At 38.5% G+C, this 19297-nt stretch carries 18 protein-coding genes and 1 tRNA gene; 9 read left to right on the top strand and 10 right to left on the bottom strand.

Annotation, left to right across the window (positions count from 1 at the left end; translation table 11 throughout):
- Positions 1 to 143 precede the first annotated feature (143 nt).
- The 9 genes from lolB1 to DRW42_RS03770 all read right to left on the bottom strand — a co-directional run bounded on the left by lolB1 (position 144) and on the right by DRW42_RS03770 (position 8876).
- Positions 144 to 935 (bottom strand): lipoprotein insertase outer membrane protein LolB1, encoded by a 792-nt coding sequence (lolB1, locus tag DRW42_RS03810; RefSeq protein ID WP_113947523.1) that lies wholly within the window; start codon positions 933 to 935, stop codon positions 144 to 146.
- Positions 913 to 2574: a tetratricopeptide repeat protein gene (locus tag DRW42_RS03805; RefSeq protein WP_158544275.1), complete on the bottom strand. Its 1662-nt coding sequence runs from the start codon at positions 2572 to 2574 to the stop codon at positions 913 to 915. The genes lolB1 and DRW42_RS03805 overlap by 23 nt, the downstream gene beginning before the upstream one ends.
- 196 nt (positions 2575 to 2770) lie before the next feature.
- Positions 2771 to 3205, bottom strand: coding sequence for a dUTP diphosphatase (gene dut / locus DRW42_RS03800; RefSeq protein ID WP_113947521.1), 435 nt, complete (start codon positions 3203 to 3205; stop codon positions 2771 to 2773).
- 100 nt (positions 3206 to 3305) lie between these two features.
- On the bottom strand, positions 3306 to 4784 hold the full coding sequence (locus DRW42_RS03795) for a lipopolysaccharide biosynthesis protein (protein WP_113947520.1): 1479 nt from the start codon (positions 4782 to 4784) through the stop codon (positions 3306 to 3308).
- 78 nt (positions 4785 to 4862) lie between these two features.
- Positions 4863 to 5135, bottom strand: coding sequence for an acylphosphatase (locus DRW42_RS03790; RefSeq protein WP_113947519.1), 273 nt, complete (start codon positions 5133 to 5135; stop codon positions 4863 to 4865).
- 66 nt (positions 5136 to 5201) lie between these two features.
- A complete protein-coding gene (locus DRW42_RS03785; RefSeq protein WP_113947518.1) occupies positions 5202 to 6158 on the bottom strand; it encodes an NAD(P)H-dependent flavin oxidoreductase in 957 nt (318 codons plus the stop codon).
- Positions 6159 to 6209: 51 nt separating this feature from the next.
- Positions 6210 to 7172: a D-2-hydroxyacid dehydrogenase family protein gene (locus tag DRW42_RS03780; RefSeq protein ID WP_113947517.1), complete on the bottom strand. Its 963-nt coding sequence runs from the start codon at positions 7170 to 7172 to the stop codon at positions 6210 to 6212.
- A gap of 347 nt (positions 7173 to 7519) precedes the next feature.
- Positions 7520 to 8686, bottom strand: a complete 1167-nt coding sequence (locus DRW42_RS03775) for an amidohydrolase family protein (RefSeq protein WP_113947516.1) — start codon at positions 8684 to 8686, stop codon at positions 7520 to 7522.
- 117 nt (positions 8687 to 8803) lie between these two features.
- Positions 8804 to 8876: transfer RNA gene (locus DRW42_RS03770), tRNA-Thr, on the bottom strand.
- A 406-nt stretch (positions 8877 to 9282) separates the two neighbouring features.
- Between DRW42_RS03770 and DRW42_RS03765 the strand changes: the two genes are divergently transcribed.
- From DRW42_RS03765 to DRW42_RS03750, 4 genes are all read left to right on the top strand, one after another.
- Positions 9283 to 9597 carry a hypothetical protein gene (locus DRW42_RS03765; protein WP_113947515.1) on the top strand — a complete coding sequence of 105 codons (315 nt, stop codon included), beginning with the start codon at positions 9283 to 9285 and terminating at the stop codon, positions 9595 to 9597.
- An 80-nt stretch (positions 9598 to 9677) separates the two neighbouring features.
- Entirely contained in the window at positions 9678 to 9989 is a 312-nt protein-coding gene (locus tag DRW42_RS03760) for a hypothetical protein (RefSeq protein WP_113947514.1), read from the top strand.
- 74 nt (positions 9990 to 10063) lie between these two features.
- Entirely contained in the window at positions 10064 to 10378 is a 315-nt protein-coding gene (locus DRW42_RS03755; RefSeq protein ID WP_113947513.1) for a hypothetical protein, read from the top strand.
- A gap of 69 nt (positions 10379 to 10447) precedes the next feature.
- On the top strand, positions 10448 to 11779 hold the full coding sequence (locus DRW42_RS03750) for a sigma-54-dependent transcriptional regulator (protein ID WP_113947512.1): 1332 nt from the start codon (positions 10448 to 10450) through the stop codon (positions 11777 to 11779).
- Positions 11780 to 11823: 44 nt separating this feature from the next.
- Here the strand turns inward: DRW42_RS03750 and DRW42_RS03745 are convergent, their stop codons facing one another.
- Positions 11824 to 14301, bottom strand: coding sequence for a hybrid sensor histidine kinase/response regulator (locus DRW42_RS03745; protein WP_113947511.1), 2478 nt, complete (start codon positions 14299 to 14301; stop codon positions 11824 to 11826).
- A gap of 140 nt (positions 14302 to 14441) precedes the next feature.
- Here DRW42_RS03745 and DRW42_RS03740 point away from each other — a divergent pair, with 140 nt between their 5' ends.
- From DRW42_RS03740 to rlmN, 5 genes are all read left to right on the top strand, one after another.
- Positions 14442 to 15131 (top strand): helix-turn-helix transcriptional regulator, encoded by a 690-nt coding sequence (locus DRW42_RS03740; RefSeq protein ID WP_113947510.1) that lies wholly within the window; start codon positions 14442 to 14444, stop codon positions 15129 to 15131.
- A gap of 311 nt (positions 15132 to 15442) precedes the next feature.
- On the top strand, positions 15443 to 15979 hold the full coding sequence (locus DRW42_RS03735) for a DinB family protein (RefSeq protein WP_244215179.1): 537 nt from the start codon (positions 15443 to 15445) through the stop codon (positions 15977 to 15979).
- A 177-nt stretch (positions 15980 to 16156) separates the two neighbouring features.
- The gene (locus DRW42_RS03730; protein ID WP_113947508.1) at positions 16157 to 16621 is read left to right on the top strand and encodes an NADPH-dependent FMN reductase; all 465 of its coding nucleotides are present in this window, start codon (positions 16157 to 16159) and stop codon (positions 16619 to 16621) included.
- Between the two features lie 27 nt (positions 16622 to 16648).
- Entirely contained in the window at positions 16649 to 17623 is a 975-nt protein-coding gene (gene rluF, locus DRW42_RS03725; RefSeq protein WP_113947507.1) for a 23S rRNA pseudouridine(2604) synthase RluF, read from the top strand.
- A gap of 89 nt (positions 17624 to 17712) precedes the next feature.
- The gene (rlmN, locus tag DRW42_RS03720; RefSeq protein WP_113947506.1) at positions 17713 to 18768 is read left to right on the top strand and encodes a dual-specificity RNA methyltransferase RlmN; all 1056 of its coding nucleotides are present in this window, start codon (positions 17713 to 17715) and stop codon (positions 18766 to 18768) included.
- Positions 18769 to 19297: the final 529 nt, after the last annotated feature.

Here is a 19297-nt window from a genome sequence, read left to right as displayed (position 1 = left end):
TCGAGATACTAAAGTCATAATCACTTCTTACAGAACCGTCTTCACTCAATCTTCATATAATGCAAAGATTGCCAAAGGTACCTTGTTTATGCAACAGCTACCTTTGGCAAATCACTTATTAAAATAATAATTTTAAGAAAAACTTATTTTACAACCGTAAATCTCTTTGGAACATTAAACGGAAAATCGACCGGAACATTGCCATCAATTTTAACAAACTGAAGATCGATGTTTATTTTTTTTGCTTTTGATAAGGTTTTGATCTGTAATGAACTCGGGAATAAAGATTCGTTCAGTTTTTGATAATCGGCATAGGTTACTTTTAGCGCCTGACCGTTTTTGGCATCGTTTAAATTGGTTTCGGCAACTTTAAACAGGGTATTAAAAAGCAATTTATAATCAAGCTCGGCTTTACTTCCGGATACTACCCAAACACCATTCTCTTGCTTAAGATCCGATTGCTGGGTTAAAAATTCGCCCATGGCATTGCCGGTTAAAATGGCCTGCAAAGTATTAAAATTAACCTGTTTGTTGGTAAAATTATAAACGTAACTGAAAGGTTTTTTAAGGTATTCGCTTTTCATGCGGTTCATAATTTTGATGCTATCAGGCGTAATCAATGCCCTGGCTACTTCGGCCATGCCACCCAAAGCCGTAATACTTACCCAGATGGTTTCCTTGTCTTTCATTTTGAAATTCATGGTTACATCGTTTGCATCGCCACCAATATCAAGCGTTGCTTTGGCTTTTAAAGAAAGGGTGTTAAATTTAAGCTGTTTGCTATTTAACAACGTCAGGGTTTCTGCCTTCGAATTATCAGTTTTGGTTTCCGTTTTGGTAGGAGGAGCCACAATAATTTCTTTTTTAGGCTTACATGCCGAAACAAAAATCACCGCTCCCAAAAGGAATACGCTATTTAAAATATTTCTTTTCATTGATCTTTTTTATTAATACTTCTGATCCGTTTCCGGCCTGTTTTGCTTTTTGCCACTGAATTACCGCTTCATCCTTTTCGCCTTTCATAAAAAGGATATCTCCATACCGCTCCAGGTAAACACCATTTTTATTGCTATTGTTTTGCAATGCCTTTTCTATCCATGTTTTTGCCAGATCATACTTCTGCTGTTTAAACAGGATGAAGGCATAAGTATCGATAACCGAAGGGTTATTGGGCATACCATTGGCTGCTGTTTCGGCATATTTTGCGGCCTTTACCAGATCTTCGTTTTTTAATGCCAGATAATAGGCATAATTATTCATGATGAGGTAATTATCCGGTTCTGTTGAAATGGCTTTTTCGAATGCGGTTTTTGCTGCCTGAAAATTATTCTGGTTGATATAGATATCGCCCTGTAAAGCGTAAATCTGCGCCTGTAAACTTTTATTCTCTACATCCAGCTGCAATGAAGTTTTTAAATTGCTTTGTGCAGATTCATACTTCCCGGTTTTATAAAGCGCGTAAGCCATATAATAGTATAAACTGGCCTGGTTTGGATAAATGGTTAAAGCCTCATCACCAACTTTTACTGCGTCTTCGTAATGGCCCAGCAAAGTTTGAATATTGATTACCTGCTCCCAAACGGCATAAACCTGTTCGTTAAGCTTTAAAGCTGCCTGATATTGTGCCAGGGCCTCTTTCAGCTTATTTTGCTGATAAAGTACATCACCATAAAGTGCCAAAGCCTTAGCATCACCTGGATTTTTTTCGGCAACCAACTTACTCATTTCGGTTACATTTTTGGCAACAACAGGTTGATTCAATTTCGGGAATAATGCGGCTATGATTTTAACTTTTTCGGTCAAGGGCATTTCAGCACTTTCGAAAGCAAGCTTTAATGAAGCGAAAGCGGCTTCATCGTTTTTCTGTTTGCGGTAAATATCGGCAAGGGCAAGATTTATCTCAAAGTTATTGGGTTCTAGTTGCTGTGCTTTAACCAGTACTTTTAAGGCTTCGGGGTCGTTCCCTTTTTGTAAAAGTAAACCCGCAGCATAGAGGTAATTTTTTACATCGGCCTGGTTACCTTCTAATAATTTAACAATATCGCTATCAGAAGCACTACCATTTGAGGTTAAGCGCTTTTTGGCATTGATCAGGTCGCGGGATTCGCCAAATTTAGCTTCAATTTCATCATAAGTTTTTTTAGCGGCATCGAGCTGATTGGCTAAAAACAGTGCGTTGGCTTTATCAAAATAATAGCCGTCATTTTCGGGATCAAGCCTGATTAACTGATTAAACACACTGATGAGCTCGGGCATATTATTGTTACGTTTATACACTTCGCCAAGTAAACGCCAGTACCATAAATTATCGTTATTTAATTTAATGGCCTGTTTTATATTTTGCTCGGCTTCGGTAAGCTTATCCAAACGCAGGTTTGCATTGGCCAGTTCGAAATAAGCCGCGTGATTATTGGGATCTAAACCAACGATTTTATTAAAACTGGTAGAGGCCACAACATAATTCTCAGACATTTTCTCACGTAAACCGGCAAAAAACAACTGTTTTACCACATTGCTATCGCGGTTGGTAGCTGGCGTAACTGCCCCCTGACCAAAGGCCACCTGAGAACACATAAATCCTAATATAAGAAAAATACTACCTCTAACCATAACAGTATATTTTTGAATGATTGAATGAATGAATTTTGAATGATTGGATATTGAATGAATGGATTTTAGCAAGAGTAATATTAAATCGTAACACCTTAAATTCACCTATTCTATCACCCATTCTATCATTCACTCATTTTATCATTTATTAATTCAATCCTTAAACTTTCCCCGTGTGTCCGTAGCCCCCTTCGCCACGTGCTGTTTCGCTTAGTTCTTCAACAGCTTGCCAGCTTACGGTTTCGTGTTTAGCCACAACCATTTGCGCAATCCTATCGCCATTAATAATTTTAAAATCTGTATCCGATAAATTTACCAATAAAACTTTTATTTCGCCACGGTAATCGGCATCAATTGTACCCGGAGCATTTACAATACTGATGCCATGTTTATAGGCCAGCCCGCTACGAGGCCTGATCTGTGCTTCAAAACCTATGGGCAATTCGATAAATAAACCTGTGGGTACCAGTAACCGCTGCAAAGGTTTTAAAGTAATTTCTTCGGTGATTGCCGCCCTCAAATCCATTCCTGCTGCATGGGCAGTTTCATATTGTGGAAGCGGATGCCCTGATGTATTGATGATTTTTATTTCCATTTAATTAGATGTGAGACTTTAGATATGAGATGTTAGATAAGAGATTTGAGACACAAGATATGAGATTTGAGATGCAAGATATGAGATGACCATTGGCAATTTATTTCTTCAGCATTTTCATTACATTATTCTTCTCAAAATAAAATATACCCGCCAGAAACAGGATCAAGATACCATTCCCGATGTAAATGTTGCGTTTAAAAACCCAGAAAGATAAATAAACCATCACAATAGAAACCATGATATATAATCCCATTGCTTTAAGTTTATAAGGTATTGGATAATGTTTTTGTCCGAGTAAATAAGAAATTACCATAATGATAAAGTAGGCAAGCATAGATACCCATGCCGATCCCATATAGCTAAATTTCGGAATGAGGATAATGTTCATTACAATAGTAAAAACGGCACCGATCATAGAAATATACAATCCGTATCTGGTTTGATCGGATAAGCGGTACCATACTGATAAATTCATATAGATACCGAGGCAAACATAGCCAAACAATAAAAACGGAACGGCATTTAACCCAACCCAGTACCTGGAGTTAATAAAGTATTTAATGATTTCGATATTGGCAGTTAAGCCAACAAACAGAATTGATAAAGCGAGTACAAAATAATACAGGATGTTGGCATAGGTTTGTTTGGCATTTGCATTTTTAGCGTGACTAAAGAAAAACGGTTCTGCCCCTAACCTGAAAGCTGTATTAAAAATACTGATGAATATTGCCAGTTTGCATACAGCTCCATAAATACCTACATCATGATTGGCAATATTTTCCGGCAGGTACTTTCCCAATAAAATTTTATCTAAATTTTCGTTGATAATAAAGGATAAGTTAGCCACCAAAACCGGCCAGCTGTAGCCCAGCATATTATTGAACAAGCTTTTATTGAATTTAAACTGGATTTCTAAAAACTGAGGAATAAGCATGAGCAAAGTAACAATACTTGCTATTAAATTGGCTACAAATACATAGCCCACCCAACGGCCTTTGTACCATGGAGTAAACCAACCACTTAGGATATCATGTTTGATGAGGAACGGGATAACATAAATAAATACCAAATTTAAGCCTACGAACGTACCAATGTTCAGAAACTTGATTAAGCTGTATTTAAATGGCTTTCCATCGGCCCTTAATTTGGCGAAAGGAATAACACTGATCGCATCTACAAATAAAATCCATGCAAAATAGTGCACATAAGATTTTTGGTCGGCCAGTTCAGCGATGTTCCCATCCAAAGTATACCTGGCCAGGTAATCTGAAAAAATTAATGCGGTGATTAAAAAGAGGGTAGATATAAAAGCTATTGTTAAAAAGCTATTGTTGTACACTTCCTGCTTCCTGTCTTCATGTTTATTCAGGTATCTGAAGAAAGTGGTTTCCATCCCAAACGCCAAAATCGGATTGATGATAGATACATAACTAAACATTTTGGTAAACACACCGTAAACGCCAGGAGCGAAAACACCAGTGTAAACAGGCGTTAAAATAAAATTGAACAGTCTGGAGAAAATGGTACTGATACCATAAACCATGGTTTGTCCGAGAAACTTTTTATATACAGACATTTAGTATTGAGATTTGAGCATTGCGTATTGAGATAAGCTCCCTAACGGAACAGTATAGCAATCCAACAATTCAGCAATTTATTTTCTTAAGACTTCAAAATTACGATAGTTTTTTACTTCGCCATCGCTTACCGTTACATTTTCTACGCGCGAACGGTCGGGACCTTCGTGGCACCAGTTTACAAATTCTTCGAGGAAAATGTCTTCGCCTTCTGCTTCGATGTAAACCGATCCGTCTTTTTCGTTCCTTACAAAACCATTTACCATCATTTGGTTGGCAATAATTTTGGTGGTTTCCCTAAAGCCAACGCCCTGCACTTTGCCGGTTATTACTATGTTTAAATGTTTCATTAATTGTTATAAGGTTGAAATGTTTTAATGTTGCAAAGTTAATAATCCAATCGTATACCATATTGGCTATAAGTCCAATTCGTGAGATAAACTGTTAAATCTTTCTAGTTCGGATTTAAATTCAGACCAAATTTCGTCGAGAATGGTTTTAGCAGGTTTAATTTCTTTGAGCATTGCAGAAACCTGGCCAATTTCGAGTTCGCCATTTTCCATATCTCCTTCAAACATCCCCAATTTTGCCCGTGCCCTGCCTAATAGTTCCATTAAACGGCTTCGGTCTGCGCCTTCAGCTTCTGCGATGGAAACTACATCAGCAAATTCGTTTTTTAACAACCTTACCGGAACGAGCTTTTTCATGGCCAGTTTGGTATCCCCTTCAGTTGCTGAAATAATTTTATTTTTAAAAGCCGGGTGAGCTGAAGATTCTTCTGCAACCGCAAAAGCAGAACCTACCTGAACCGCATCGGCGCCTAAAGCAAAAGCAGCCAACATGGCTTTTCCACTCCCGATACCACCGGCCGCAATAACCGGAATCTGCACTGCCTCTTTAATCATCGGGATTAAACATATTGTTGTGGTTTCTTCCCTTCCGTTATGTCCACCGGCTTCAAAACCCTCCGCAACTATAGCATCTACACCGGCTTCCTGAGCTTTTAATGCAAATTTTGTGTTCGCAATTACGTGAACGACAGTAATCCCTTTTTCTTTTAAGGCACTGGTCCAGGTGGCAGGATTACCGGCAGAAGAAAATACAATTTTCACACCTTCTTCAATTACTACGTCAATAATCTCCTGAATATTTGGATAAAGCAACGGAATGTTTACTCCGAAAGGTTGATCAGTAGCTGATTTACATTTTTGGATATGCGTTCTTAAAACTTCGGGATACATGGAACCTGCACCGATAATGCCCAAACCACCGGCATTAGAAACTGCCGAGGCTAACTTCCAGCCGCTACACCAAACCATTCCGGCCTGGATAATGGGATATTTAATATTGAAGAGTTTACAGATTGGGTTCATAAAAAACTTTTTAGTGCTGGTACATGGTGACACGTACCATTGCGCTTTATATTAAAGTATTTCGGGGTTGGCAATATTTGTTGGTTTTCTGTTGATATAATTGATGATGTTTTCGAATGCTTTGCCAAAATAGAGCTCGTAACTGTTCTTTTCTACATAACCAAGGTGTGGGGTACAAACCACATTCGGCATATTGAGCAGTTCGAAACCGGTATCAAAAACAGGCTCACTTTCATAAACATCTATACCGGCAAAACCAGGCCTGCCTGCCTTTAAGGCTTTAACAAGACTTCCTTTTTCTATCAATTCTGCACGTGAAGTATTGATCAGCACCGACGAAGTTTTCATTAAACTTAAATCTTCCTGCTTTACAATACCGGTGGTTTCTTTATTTAAACGGAGATGAAGCGAAACCACATCAGCAGTTTTAAAAAAGGCTGTTTTACTTTCGGCAGCTTCAAAGCCATCATTAACAGCGTTTGCTTTCGAATGTTCACTGCCCCACACCAAAACCTTTGCACCGAAAGCTTTTGCATAACTGGCAATTATTTTACCGATTTTGCCATAACCCCAAATCCCGATTATTTTTCCGCTCACACTTTCACCGATATTCGTTTGCCATTTGCCTTTTTTCATCCCTTCAATCGCATTGGGTAGCTGCCTTAAAACATTCATTAACAAAAGCCAGGTTAATTCGGCAGGAGCAATTGGCGAACCAACACCTTCGGCTACCGCTACTTTATATTTAGTGCACGCATTTAAATCAAGGTGATTAGAAATTTTCCCTGTTTGACTGATTAGCTTTAGGTTAGGCAATTTTGAAAGCAGATCATTAGTAATTGCTGTCCGTTCTCTGATCAAAACCAGGGCTTCTGCATCTCTTATTTTTTCGGCCAAAACATCAGGATCTCTCTCAGTTTGATTAAGAATAACAACTTCATGCTGCTTTAATAAATTGAAACATGCCAGTTTTCTAACCGCATCCTGATAATCGTCTAATATGGCTATTTTCATATTATTAACATTGGTTTAAAAGACCTCCTATGGATATTTTTGCCTCAGAGTCATCACCCTGAATTTATTTCAGGGTCTATCTAGCAGGAAAGATGCTGATCCTGATGAATCGGGACGGCATAACGATCGTGTTAGGAAAAGTAGGCAAAAACTCATCAGAACGCACAAATATTAATCGAAGTCAAATTAATGATCTTTTTTAGCATTAAAAATTGTGTTTTTTAATGTCATAATACAAAATGACATCAAAGTGTATCAAAATAAACTTACTTCACATTAAACTTTAGAGTGAAACAGGAAAAACAATTAAACCATATCAATTTTAACATTAAAATATAAGGTTTTTATTAAATCAATTTCTCTACCAGATCACTTTCAATTATAAACTCGGCTGATAACTGGATCAGATTCAATCCTGGTTTTTTTCCAATTTCTATAGTTCCCAAATGATCGTCGAGTGCTAAAAATTCGGCACCGTTTATCGTTGCCCAACTCAATAGTTTTTCAAAATCGACCTGCTTATTTTTTTGTAGCGTAATCATCTCCGACAGGATGTTAAGCTGGTGGTTGCTCGCCAAACTATCGGTACCCAAAGTAATTTTTACATCTTCTTCTATCAGGAGATCAACATTGGGTAAAGCATTTTCAATATATAAATTAGCCTGCGGACAAAGGCACCAATATAGATTTTGATTATGTGCTTGCGCAAATTCAATATCAGCTTTATCTGATACCGTATTGTGCACCAATAAAGTTTTTTGCTCCTTAATATAAGGTAGCCAGCTTTGTAATGATGTTTTTAGTTTAGGCTCGAAAAAAGAGATATCCAGTCCTAAAAATTTGTACAAGTCTAAAAATCCTCCCGTTTTACTTTCAAAAAAAGCATTTTCATTATCTGTTTCCTGATTATGCACACTGATAAAAGCATTATCTTTTTCGGCTTCTTGCCTGATTAATTCAAATAATTCGGGAGATACAGTATAGGGTGCATGTGGAACGATAGATGCCGGCAATGGTCCAAAATCCTGTTTGATACCTCTAACATGCTCCATTATGGCACCTGCGCGTTCAGGATTAAAACCTAACGCTTCTATAAAGTTATGGTAATGAATTTTGCTTTTTTCTTTTACCACTTTGGAAGAAACCTGATTAGAAATATCGCCAACAGCTACAATACCGTTTTCGAACATTTTTTGATCAGCATCGTACATGGCAATGGTAATCTGCTCTGCATTAGCCTGCCGGTTTGCAATAATGCTCCGTACAAACTCCACCAACCCGGTGCGCTCGGGGATTTGCCCCAGCATGTGCGAAAGTTCTAAATGGCAATGGGTATTGATAAAGCCCGGAACAATGGCTCCTTTGTGTTTTTTGATATCCTGACCAAGCTTTGCGGTCTCTCCTTCCGTTAAGATTTTTACAATTTCGCCATCGGGATTTACGGCAACAGCACCATTTTTTACCGGAGCCGAAGCAACAGGAAAAATCCAATCGGCTGAAAAATATTTTAGCATGATGCAAATTAGCGCAATAACAGCAGCAAAAAAAATATTTTTCGGGACTTAGCTTATTTTGAAGATGAAATGATTTTTGTTCTTTCTAATGAAAATAGAAACTTGGGAAAGAAAAAGAGCCTCCTATCGGAATCGAACCAATGACCTACTGATTACAAGTCAGTTGCTCTACCAGCTGAGCTAAGGAGGCTTTTAATCGGGCTGCAATGATAGAAAAAAATCTTCTTTTTTCAAATACATAAAATTATTTTTTATGATCTTTTTCATTTAGACTGTATCATAAACCTAGTCTATCTAGAATTTGTCACGTTGAGCCTGTCGAAAAGCCTTAAGAGTTATGGTTGGCAGATCCTTCGACAGGGTCAATGTGACAATTTATCGAATGAGAATATCCAACGACACACTATACATTCAATAAAATAACTGCAAAACTTGTAGTCATTCGCCACAAAGTGTGGAGAAATTCCCCAGTCACAAAACTTTGGCACACAAACAAATATCTGAAAATCAATATTTTAAATATTTTTTTTTCTTTTGGCATCATTATGAAACATTAGCAAGTATTGTTACACAAATTAAATTTTAAAATATATACCATGAAAAAATTCGTTTTAGCAGCTACAGTATTAGCATTCGCAGGATTCTCAGCAGTACAAGCAAGTGAAGTAAAAGATTTTAAAACTACTGCAATCGTTGCAGTTCAAGATAGTGCAGTGAAAACTCCGGTTAAACTAGAAGAATTACCTGCCCCAGTAACAACCGCATTAAAATCTGACGCATATAAAGGTTGGACCGCTACAGAAGCTTGGTCGGTTAAAGAAGGTACCAAAGAGTATTATTTAATCAACGTGAAAAAAGAAGCTGAAACCGGTTCAGTTAAAATCGATAAAGACGGTAAACCAGTTCAATAATATCAGAAATAGTTAGCCCTCCATAATTAACAAGTATTTAATCAGTAACGAAAGTTACAACCATATTAAAATATAATATCATGAAAAAGTTCGTTTTAGCCGCTACATTAGCATTCGCAGGATTCACAGCAGTACAGGCAAGTGAAGTAAATACAATCAAAAATGCTGCAATTGTTGCAGTTCAGGATAGTGCAGTAAAAACTCCGGTTAAACTGGAAGAATTACCTGCCCCGGTAACCACAGCATTAAAATCTGATGCTTATAAAGGTTGGACCGCCACAGAAGCCTGGTCGGTTAAAGAAGGTACAAAAGAGTACTATTTAATCAACGTAAAAAAAGAAGCTGAAACCGGATCGGTAAAAATCGATAAAGACGGTAAACCAGTTCAATAAGCTAAATAATTTTTAGCAATTACAATTAAATTAAATATTAACGCAACGAAAGTTGCATATAAAACATAAGTCCCATGAAAAAGATGATTTTATCAGCTGCGTTCTTAGCTTTTGCAGGATTCTCAGCAGTACAGGCAAGTGAAGTAAATACAATTAAAAATGCAGCAATTGTTGCAGTTCAGGATAGTGCAGTAAAAACTCCGGTTAAACTGGAAGAATTACCTGCACCGGTAACCACAGCATTAAAATCTGATGCTTACAAAGGATGGACTACTACTGAAGCTTGGTCTGTTAAAGAAGGAACAAAGGAATACTACTTAATCAATGTTAAAAAAGAAGCAGAAACTGGTTCGGTTAAAATTGATAAAGACGGTAAACCCGTACAATAAAAACCCAAATATTACATCTACCTATTATAAGAAAGCCGGATTATGTCCGGCTTTTCTTATTTTTGTTATATGGCGAGAATCCTGATTTTAGAAGACGATACAACATTTGCTCAATTACTTGAAGGTTTTTTAACGAAAAACGGTCATGAAGTTACCCTTGTAACCCATGTAAAGCAATCTTTTAAACAAGTAGAGAACAACGAATACGACCTGCTGTTAATCGATTACCGTCTTCCAGATGGTACAGGATTTGAAGTACTTACACACATCCGCGATCTGGGGCTTTCTATCCCGGTAATCATCATGACGAGTTTTAATGATGTACGTACAGCGGTAAAATCTATCCAGCTGGGTGCTTTTGATTATATCACCAAACCGGTTAATCCTGATGAACTGTTAATGGTGATTAAAAATTCTTTAGCTAAAAAGGATTTAAAAAGTACCGAACCCAAAGAAACCAACAGTGATTTTATTAAAGGCAAAAGTGCCATTGCCGATAAATTATATGGACATATTAATCTGGTTGCCCCCACTGATATGTCGGTAATTATACAGGGAGAAAGTGGAACAGGAAAAGAATTTGCCGCCCGAACGCTCCACCAGCAAAGTAAACGTGCTGATAAACCTTTTGTAGCAATAGATTGTGGCGCTTTATCCAAAGATTTAGCCGCCAGCGAACTATTCGGACATGTAAAAGGTGCTTTCACAGGTGCATTAAACGATAAAAAAGGGCAGTTTGAAGCAGCAAATGGTGGTACATTATTTTTGGATGAAGTAGGAAACCTGAGTTACGAAGTGCAGATTAAACTGCTCCGTGCCCTACAGGAAAGGGTAATCCAGCCTTTGGGCAGTACCAAACAGATTCCGGTAAATGTGCGCATTATTACCGCCACCAATGATGACCTCGCCAATAGCATGCAACAAGGCGAATTCAGGGAAGATTTATACCACCGGTTAAACGAGTTTAAAATTCAGTTACCACCATTACGCGACCGAGGTGGAGATTTAGAACTGTTCATCAACCACTTTATACAGTTATCGAACCGCGATCTGGAACGGAATGTTAAAAGTGTATCTGCAGAGGCAAAATCGTTGTTATTGAGTTACGACTGGCCGGGTAATCTGCGCGAGCTGAGCAATGTAATTAAACGTATGGTTTTATTAAGCCCCGGTGAGGTTGCACAGGTTGAAGCTTTGCCAGACGAAATGATGATCTCTGTTCAGCACCAGTCGGCACCGGGTAATTCATCGGATCTGAAAGCTGTAAATGAACAAAATGAGAAAGCCCTGATTACCGAGACGCTCATCAAGGTTAGACACAATAAATCGAAAGCGGCAAAAATTTTAAATATCGACCGCAAAACGTTGTATGCTAAAATGGAACGTTACGGCATTGAGTAGGATTTATTGATTATCCATCATCCATTTTACATCTTACATTTTCCTTAAACGGTACTGGCATAATCCATTTGCCCTATAAAGGCAATCAGTGCATCGAGTTTTTTGATCTGTAATAGTACTTCAGATTTTGCATGATCGGTTAAGCCTTTTTCAGCAATTTCGATTTCCAGCAGACGGAATGCATTGGCCATGGTTTTAGATCCCATCTGCGCCGTTCGGCCAGCAAGGCGGTGAACCAGCAACCTGCTTTTTTCCTGATCATTATCATTTATATGCGCTTTAAGCGATGCGGCATCATCAATAGAATCCTGTTTAAAACGGTTCAGGATTTTTTCAAGCATCTGATGATCACCAAAGGTCATTTTTTCGATAGACGAAAAATCAAATTCCGGTTGTTCAGTTAAAATTTCTGTTTTATCAAAGATCGAGAGAATATCAACTGCCCTGAATGGTTTCATAATCAGTCCGTCAAAACCACCGCTTAAAACCATTTCACGCTCTTCGGGTAAAACCTGAGCGGTAATGGCATAGAATTTAATATTATTCGGCAGTTTCTTTTTGAGTAAATGGCATAGTTCGAAGCCAGTCATTTCGGGCATGCGCATATCAACCAGTACATATTTTAAATCAGCGTCGGGTTCGGTATGTAAAATGTCGGCCACCTGAGTAAAACTTTTAAACGGAATTTTATTTTTTTCGAAAATCACCCCGCATAAATCAAGTATCAGTTTATCATCATCAATTACCCAAACGGTACCTGGATTTACAATGGCATAATGTTCCAGATCGAGTGCATCATTTACACGTTCGGAAGTATTTTCATATTTCATATAAATATTAAAGGTAGTACCAATGCCTGGTTTACTTTTAACATGGATCCGTCCGCCCTGAGTTTCAATCAACGATTTTACAATAGGCAAGCCCAAACCTGTACCCGCCTGATTAATGATATATTTTTCAGGAGATTCTATCTGTTCGAATTCGTTAAAAATTTTCGGAATGTCTTTTTCGTCGAAACCGATTCCGGTATCTTTAATGGTGAAATGAAAATGCAGATCTTCCCCTTGTTTTTTATAGGATACCGACAAGCTGATCTCACCTTTTAAGGTAAATTTTACTGCATTACCCAAAAGATTGAACAAAATCTGCTTTAACCTGAAGGCATCGCCTTTTACAAACTCCAGATTAGCCAGATCAAGCGAAACATTTAACTGAAGTGATTTTTGTTCAGCCAATGGCCGCATTACCGAAACTACCTCATCTAAAGCTTTCCGGATGTTAAACACCTGGTTATTGAAACTAAACTCACCCGAAATGATCCGGTTATAATCCAATACTTCATTTACAATCTGCAGTAAATGGATGGAAGACTGGTAAATGGCATCAACATCTTTTTTATTGGGTGTTTCCTGTTGGGTAATCAGTTCGGCATAACCCAAAATAGATTGTAAAGGTGTGCGGATTTCATGGCTCATGTTCGAGAGGAACCGCTGCTTGGCCTTACCATGATATTCAGCCTCATCTTTCGCCAGCTCCAGGGCTTTTCTGTATCTATTGCTTTTGGTAATATCTGCCAGGATCAGGTAGAGCAGGATCACGGTTAACAAAAAGAAAATAATGATGATGGTAGTGATCTGGGTAATACCGTCGTTAACCACCTCTTTGGCCTGAATGCCATTTAAATCTACCTGAGCTACTGCTTCTCCCTCCACTTCGCGTAAAATCTGCAGCATTTTAGCGGTTAAAGCGTTACTTGCACTTGATAAATCGGCCTCCCTTTTTAAAAATTTCTGGCTTTTCTGACGTTGCTCCTGTTCGATATTTTTAAGCGAACCCGTCATACTTTTCATGATGCTGTCTTCCGCTTTTGCATTTAAAGTATCACGTTTAACTTTAAACTCTTCGTTGATAATTTTATAAACGTCGGATTTTTTCTTTCCAAAAAGTTTACTCAAAAAGCCTCTTGATTTTTGCTGTTCTTCTGGTGCAACTGTTGTGGTCGAGGTAGTGGTTTCGGTGGTTAATACGGCGCTATCCGTTTGCCTGGCCCTGGTAGCCACCAGCTCGTTCAGTTTCTGCACTTCATCTGAGAAAGATTTGGTATTAACCAGTGTTTCCCTCACTTTCAGATAGTTTACAAACTGTTTATCCCGATCAGAAAGTAAATTTTTGATTGATTTTATCCTGGCCAGCTGTGCTGAATCGCCACGGTATAATTTCCGGAGGGTATCTAAACTAGACCTTAATTTACGCGATTCTTTTAAAAAGCTATAAGTTCCCTGTTTATTAAAAGCTTCATCGCGCTGCAATTGGTCTAACCGCGCAATTTTGTGCGAAAGATCGTTAACAATCCTTAAGCGGTCGTTCGGTGCCGAAATTTCTTCTACAGTATCAAGCATACGCGTAAAAGCAAATTTACTGATGCCCCATGCCAGTAAAAGTGCAAAACAGGCAAACAGGAAGCCTATAATTACTTTACTTTTTATTGCCCGGAAGAAACGCTTTTGGATAACAGCCGCCATTTAACTCAGATTATTTGTCCTAAACCTCTATCATAACGGTTCAGGGCCTGAAATTGATATTCATTATCTTTTACAAATAACGTACCACAAGAAAATTGCTTAAAAAATTTTAATTTTAGCATCGCCTAACAAAACTACTCATGAACCGTATCGACCGTCTTTTCGGAATTTTAACCTTACTTCAGTCTAAAAAATACATTACTGCCGAAAAAATTGCAGAAAGGTTTAACATGAGTGTCCGTACTGTTTATCGCGATGTTAAAGCGTTGGGCGAACAGGGCATACCCGTAAGTTTCGAACAGCACAAGGGTTATTACCTCGTTCAGGGCTATTTTCTGCCACCGGTTTCTTTTAATATGGAAGAGGCCAATGCACTTTTGTTGGTAGAAAGTTTGGTAAATGGCTTTGCCGATAACTCTATCCGGTCTCATTATTCTACTGCACTTACCAAGGTAAAAGCAGTGCTGAAAAGCAGCCAGAAAGAAAAACTGGAGTCTTTAAATCAGCATATCAAATTACAGATTCCGGAAAGATTAAGTTTTAACTTCGAATACCTGTCCCTTATTCAGCACGCTATCGGCGAGAAGAATCTGATAGAACTCGATTATAAAAACAATAAAGAAGAGGTGAGTAAACGAGAAGTAGAGCCCATCGGTCTCATTTTCTATGCATTTAGCTGGCATTTAATAGCCTGGTGCCATTTCCGGAACCAATACCGCGATTTTAACCTTACAAGGATCATCTGTCTTAAAAATCTGGACATCCCGTTCAGAAAAACACAGCACATGCCACTGAGCGATTACATGCATTTGCTGCCGGTAAATTATTAAGCTTACATTTCAATTGACTATTTTTCTTTATAAGCTATCGTCATCTCGACTGCAACGCAGTGGAATGGAGAGATCTACCTCGAGATAGATCTCTCGGCTGCGTTGCACTTCGCTCGAGATGACGTATCTGGGAGGATTTAGCTTAATTTAACTCATCTGTCAGTAATATCTATTTTATGCAAATAAACTCAAAATCGAAATGACGCCCTCTTGTAAATTATTTTTTTACACTGCCATAGGGTTGTCAGTGGTCCATATTTTCTTTGTATAAACCAACATCAAAAATCATGAGCATTGCTGATTTATTACTTATGGAATTACACACAGTAGAAAAAACAAAACAGAAAAATATGGAAATCATTAAATTATTATTGAAAGAGTATGAAGCGGAATTTAATACCACAAAAAAATTCCTGGCACTGGTACCGGCTGATAAATTTGACTGGGCACCACATGAAAAAAGCATGAAAATGAAATCTCTTGCCGTTCATATCGCTGATTTGCCACGCTGGATTTCACTGGCTTTAACAACGGATGGATTGGATTTCGAAACCACACCCTACACAGAGCCGCATGTAGAAAGTGCTGACGACCTGGTTAAAATTTTAGAGGAAAATTTTGCGGCAGGAAAGGCAGACTTAGAAAAAGCTACAGAAGAAAATTTGAATGGCCGCTGGATACTGAGCATGGGTAAACAGGTTCTGGCCGATTATTCTAAATATGAAACCATCCGCCATTCATTAAGCCAAACCACCCACCACCGTGCACAGTTAGGTGTGTATTTGCGACTATTAAACATTCCAATCCCGGGAAGTTACGGCCCAAGTGCCGATGATCAGAGTTTTTAGTCTGTTCTCAATGTTAAATGAACCATTGAAACCTGTTACTTTTCAATGGTTCATTTGATATGACGATTTGATTACCCGCCAAGGCTTTTTAATCCATCCTTACTTTGCTATTTTTAGCAATGAAAAAAATATTGGCAATTTCAGGCAGTACAAAATCTTCATCAACCAACGGACTGTATCTTTTCAGCCATCAGCGAGCTTTTAGGAAAGGATTTCGAGGTAACCATCTTTGATTCAATTGCAAATCTTCCGCACTTCAATCCTGATTCAGATCTGGAGAATCCAACAAAGTCAGTTCAAAACCTTCGTTTAGCAATGCATCAGGCCGATGGCATTGTAATTTCCACTCCCGAATATGCGATGGGTTTACCAGGCTCGTTAAAAAACCTGATTGATTGGACTGTAAGTTCTGCGTCATTTGCGGGCAAGCCGGTGTTAGCGCTTGTTGCCTCCACACAGGGCGAAAAAGCTTATCAATCAATTATTGATATTTTGACTGTGCTCGAAGCTAAAATATCTCCCCAGCTCATTCCATTTGCAAAAGCAAAGATTAACAATGATGCAGAAATTACCGATCAGGAAACTTTAGCAAAGCTAAAAAGTACCATCCGGACATTTGTTGCCGCTATGGAGAATGGATAACACAATTTATTTCCGTAAAATTGCAGCATGAACAATAATTCTGCAACCCGTTTAAATAAATTCATCAGCGAAAGTGGATTATGTTCACGCCGCGAAGCAGATCGTTACATCGAAAAGGGCAATGTTTTCATCAATGGAAAAAGAGCGAAGGTAGGCGATCAGGTTTTTGCAGGCGATAAAGTAATGGTAAATGGCCACAACATCGAGCCTAAAGAAGAAAGCAATTTCATCCTGCTGGCATTTAATAAACCTGTTGGTATTACCAGTACAACCGAAGCCAGCGTCCGCGATAATATTGTAGATTATGTTAACCACAGTGAAAGGATTTTCCCTATTGGCCGATTGGATAAAGACTCATCAGGATTAATTTTCCTGACGAATAACGGTGATATAGTTAACAAAATTTTAAGGGCAGGGAACAAACACGAAAAAGAATACGTAGTAACGGTAGATAAACCCATCAACGAAAATTTTATTTTCGAAATGAGTAATGGGGTTCCTATTTTGGGCGTAAATACCCGTAAATGTAAGGTTAGACAAATCAGCACTTATGTTTTCAACATTATCTTAATTCAAGGTTTAAACAGGCAGATCCGCAGAATGTGCGAGCATTTTGGTTATGAGGTAACCAAACTCGAACGTACACGTATCATGAACATCAGCCTTAAAGGTATCCCAACCGGAGAATTCAGGGAACTTACCGAAGAGGAAATGAAAGCCATTACCAAAAGTGTCGAAAACTCTTCTTCAGAAGCTAAGCCCAAATCTAAAAGTACCACAAAGAAAAAAACAAATACCTGGGAGGAAATTCCTGAGCTAAGAGAAGAACAGCCTAAAAAGGCTTTCAAACCAAAACCGGCAGGTCAAAAATCTTCAGGCAAAAAACCAGGGGCTCATTCAGGCGCAAAACCCGTGGGTAAAGGCAATACCGGTAACAGAAATTCGAGGCCGGCAAAAGGTAAACCTGCAGGCAAGTCAAACACAAGAGGCAGAGGAAGATAAAGCCAAGCAATTGTAAAATTATGCGCTGATTAATAGCCTTTTAGCTTTAGTCTTTCAGCTTAACCTCTTTTTAAGTACCTTTGCAACAAATGGTAACAGCAAAGAAAACCGATATCCGTGCATTAGATCTTCCTCAATTGCAACAGCACCTTGTAGCAATGCAACAGCCTGCGTTTAGGGCAAAGCAAATTTACCAGTGGCTTTGGGAAAAATCGGCTACGAGTTTCGAGCAGATGAGTAATTTATCCAAAGATCTTCGTAAAGCTTTGGATGAGGCTTTTGCCATTAATGCTGTTCAGGTTAACAACTCCCAGTTCAGTAACGATCATACTATCAAAAATACTTTCCGCTTAGCCGACGGTAATATCGTTGAAGGTGTTTTAATTCCTTTAGAAGATCGTATGACGGCCTGTGTAAGTTCGCAAGTAGGCTGTAGCTTAACCTGCAAATTCTGTGCAACTGGTTATATGGACCGTAAGCGTAATTTAAACGCCGACGAAATCTACGATCAGGTTGTTCTTATTGATAAGCAGGCTAAACAGAATTATAATAATCCCCTTACCAATATCGTGTATATGGGCATGGGAGAACCATTATTAAATTATGCGAATGTATTAAAGTCTATCGAACGCATCACTGCTCCTGATGGCTTAAACATGAGCTATAAACGCATAACGGTATCAACTGCGGGTATTGCCAAAATGATCAAGAAACTGGGCGATGATGGCGCTAAATTTAACCTAGCACTTTCGCTTCATGCTGCCAATGATGAAAAACGTAACGAAATTATGCCTATCAATGAGGCTAACTCTTTAAAAGCTTTGGCAGATGCCCTTAAATACTATTTTGCTAAAACCAAAAATCCGGTAACTTACGAATACATTGTTTTCAATCATTTTAATGATGAAATTTCGGATGCGATGGATTTAGCTAAATTCTGCAAACACATTCCATGTAAAGTAAACCTGATTGAATATAACCCGATTTCTTTTGCCGATTTCACCAATGCCGAAGGCGATAAAATTGATGCATTTTCAAATTATTTGAAAAGCCAGGGCATTAATACCAACATTCGCCGTAGCCGTGGGAAAGATATTGATGCCGCCTGCGGACAATTAGCCGTTAAAGAAGAAGCGAACGCTTAATCTATTCAATAAATATTCCTTAACACAATTTCTCTATTTCTTGGAGCGCAGTTGCTGTGCTTATAGGTTGGGGTCTATCCTGCTGTACGCTTAATCCTTTTGGAAACTTATCCTGTAAAACAATTTATTTTTGCCCAAAAGGGATAACGCTTCCATCAGGGCTATTTAATCTGGGATAGAAGTGTGATGGAAGATGGAAAACGGATGATGGAAGAAGGAAAGTTTCTGCGGCGATCTGCGGGATAAATAATATAATGTAAGGTGTAAAATGGATGATGGAATGTTCTCTGCGGCGATCAGCGTAATCTGCGGGAATAAATAAACAAGCTACCCGTCACCCTGAATTTATTTCAGGGTCTATCATACCAAAAAAAGGACCTAAAATAAACCAGAGCCATCGAATCTGGACGATGGACTGTATGGGATGACGGTTGCGAAAGTATTGTAGGCTGTGGTGCCTTAAACCTTAAACCAAACCGCCATAAACAAAGAAAACCCTTCAACATTTCTGCTGAAGGGTTTCTTTTAA

It is taken from the genome of Pedobacter miscanthi, from assembly GCF_003315595.1.
In the GTDB taxonomy this organism is placed as follows: domain Bacteria; phylum Bacteroidota; class Bacteroidia; order Sphingobacteriales; family Sphingobacteriaceae; genus Pedobacter; species Pedobacter miscanthi.
This window is presented reverse-complemented; position numbering and strand designations above follow the sequence as displayed.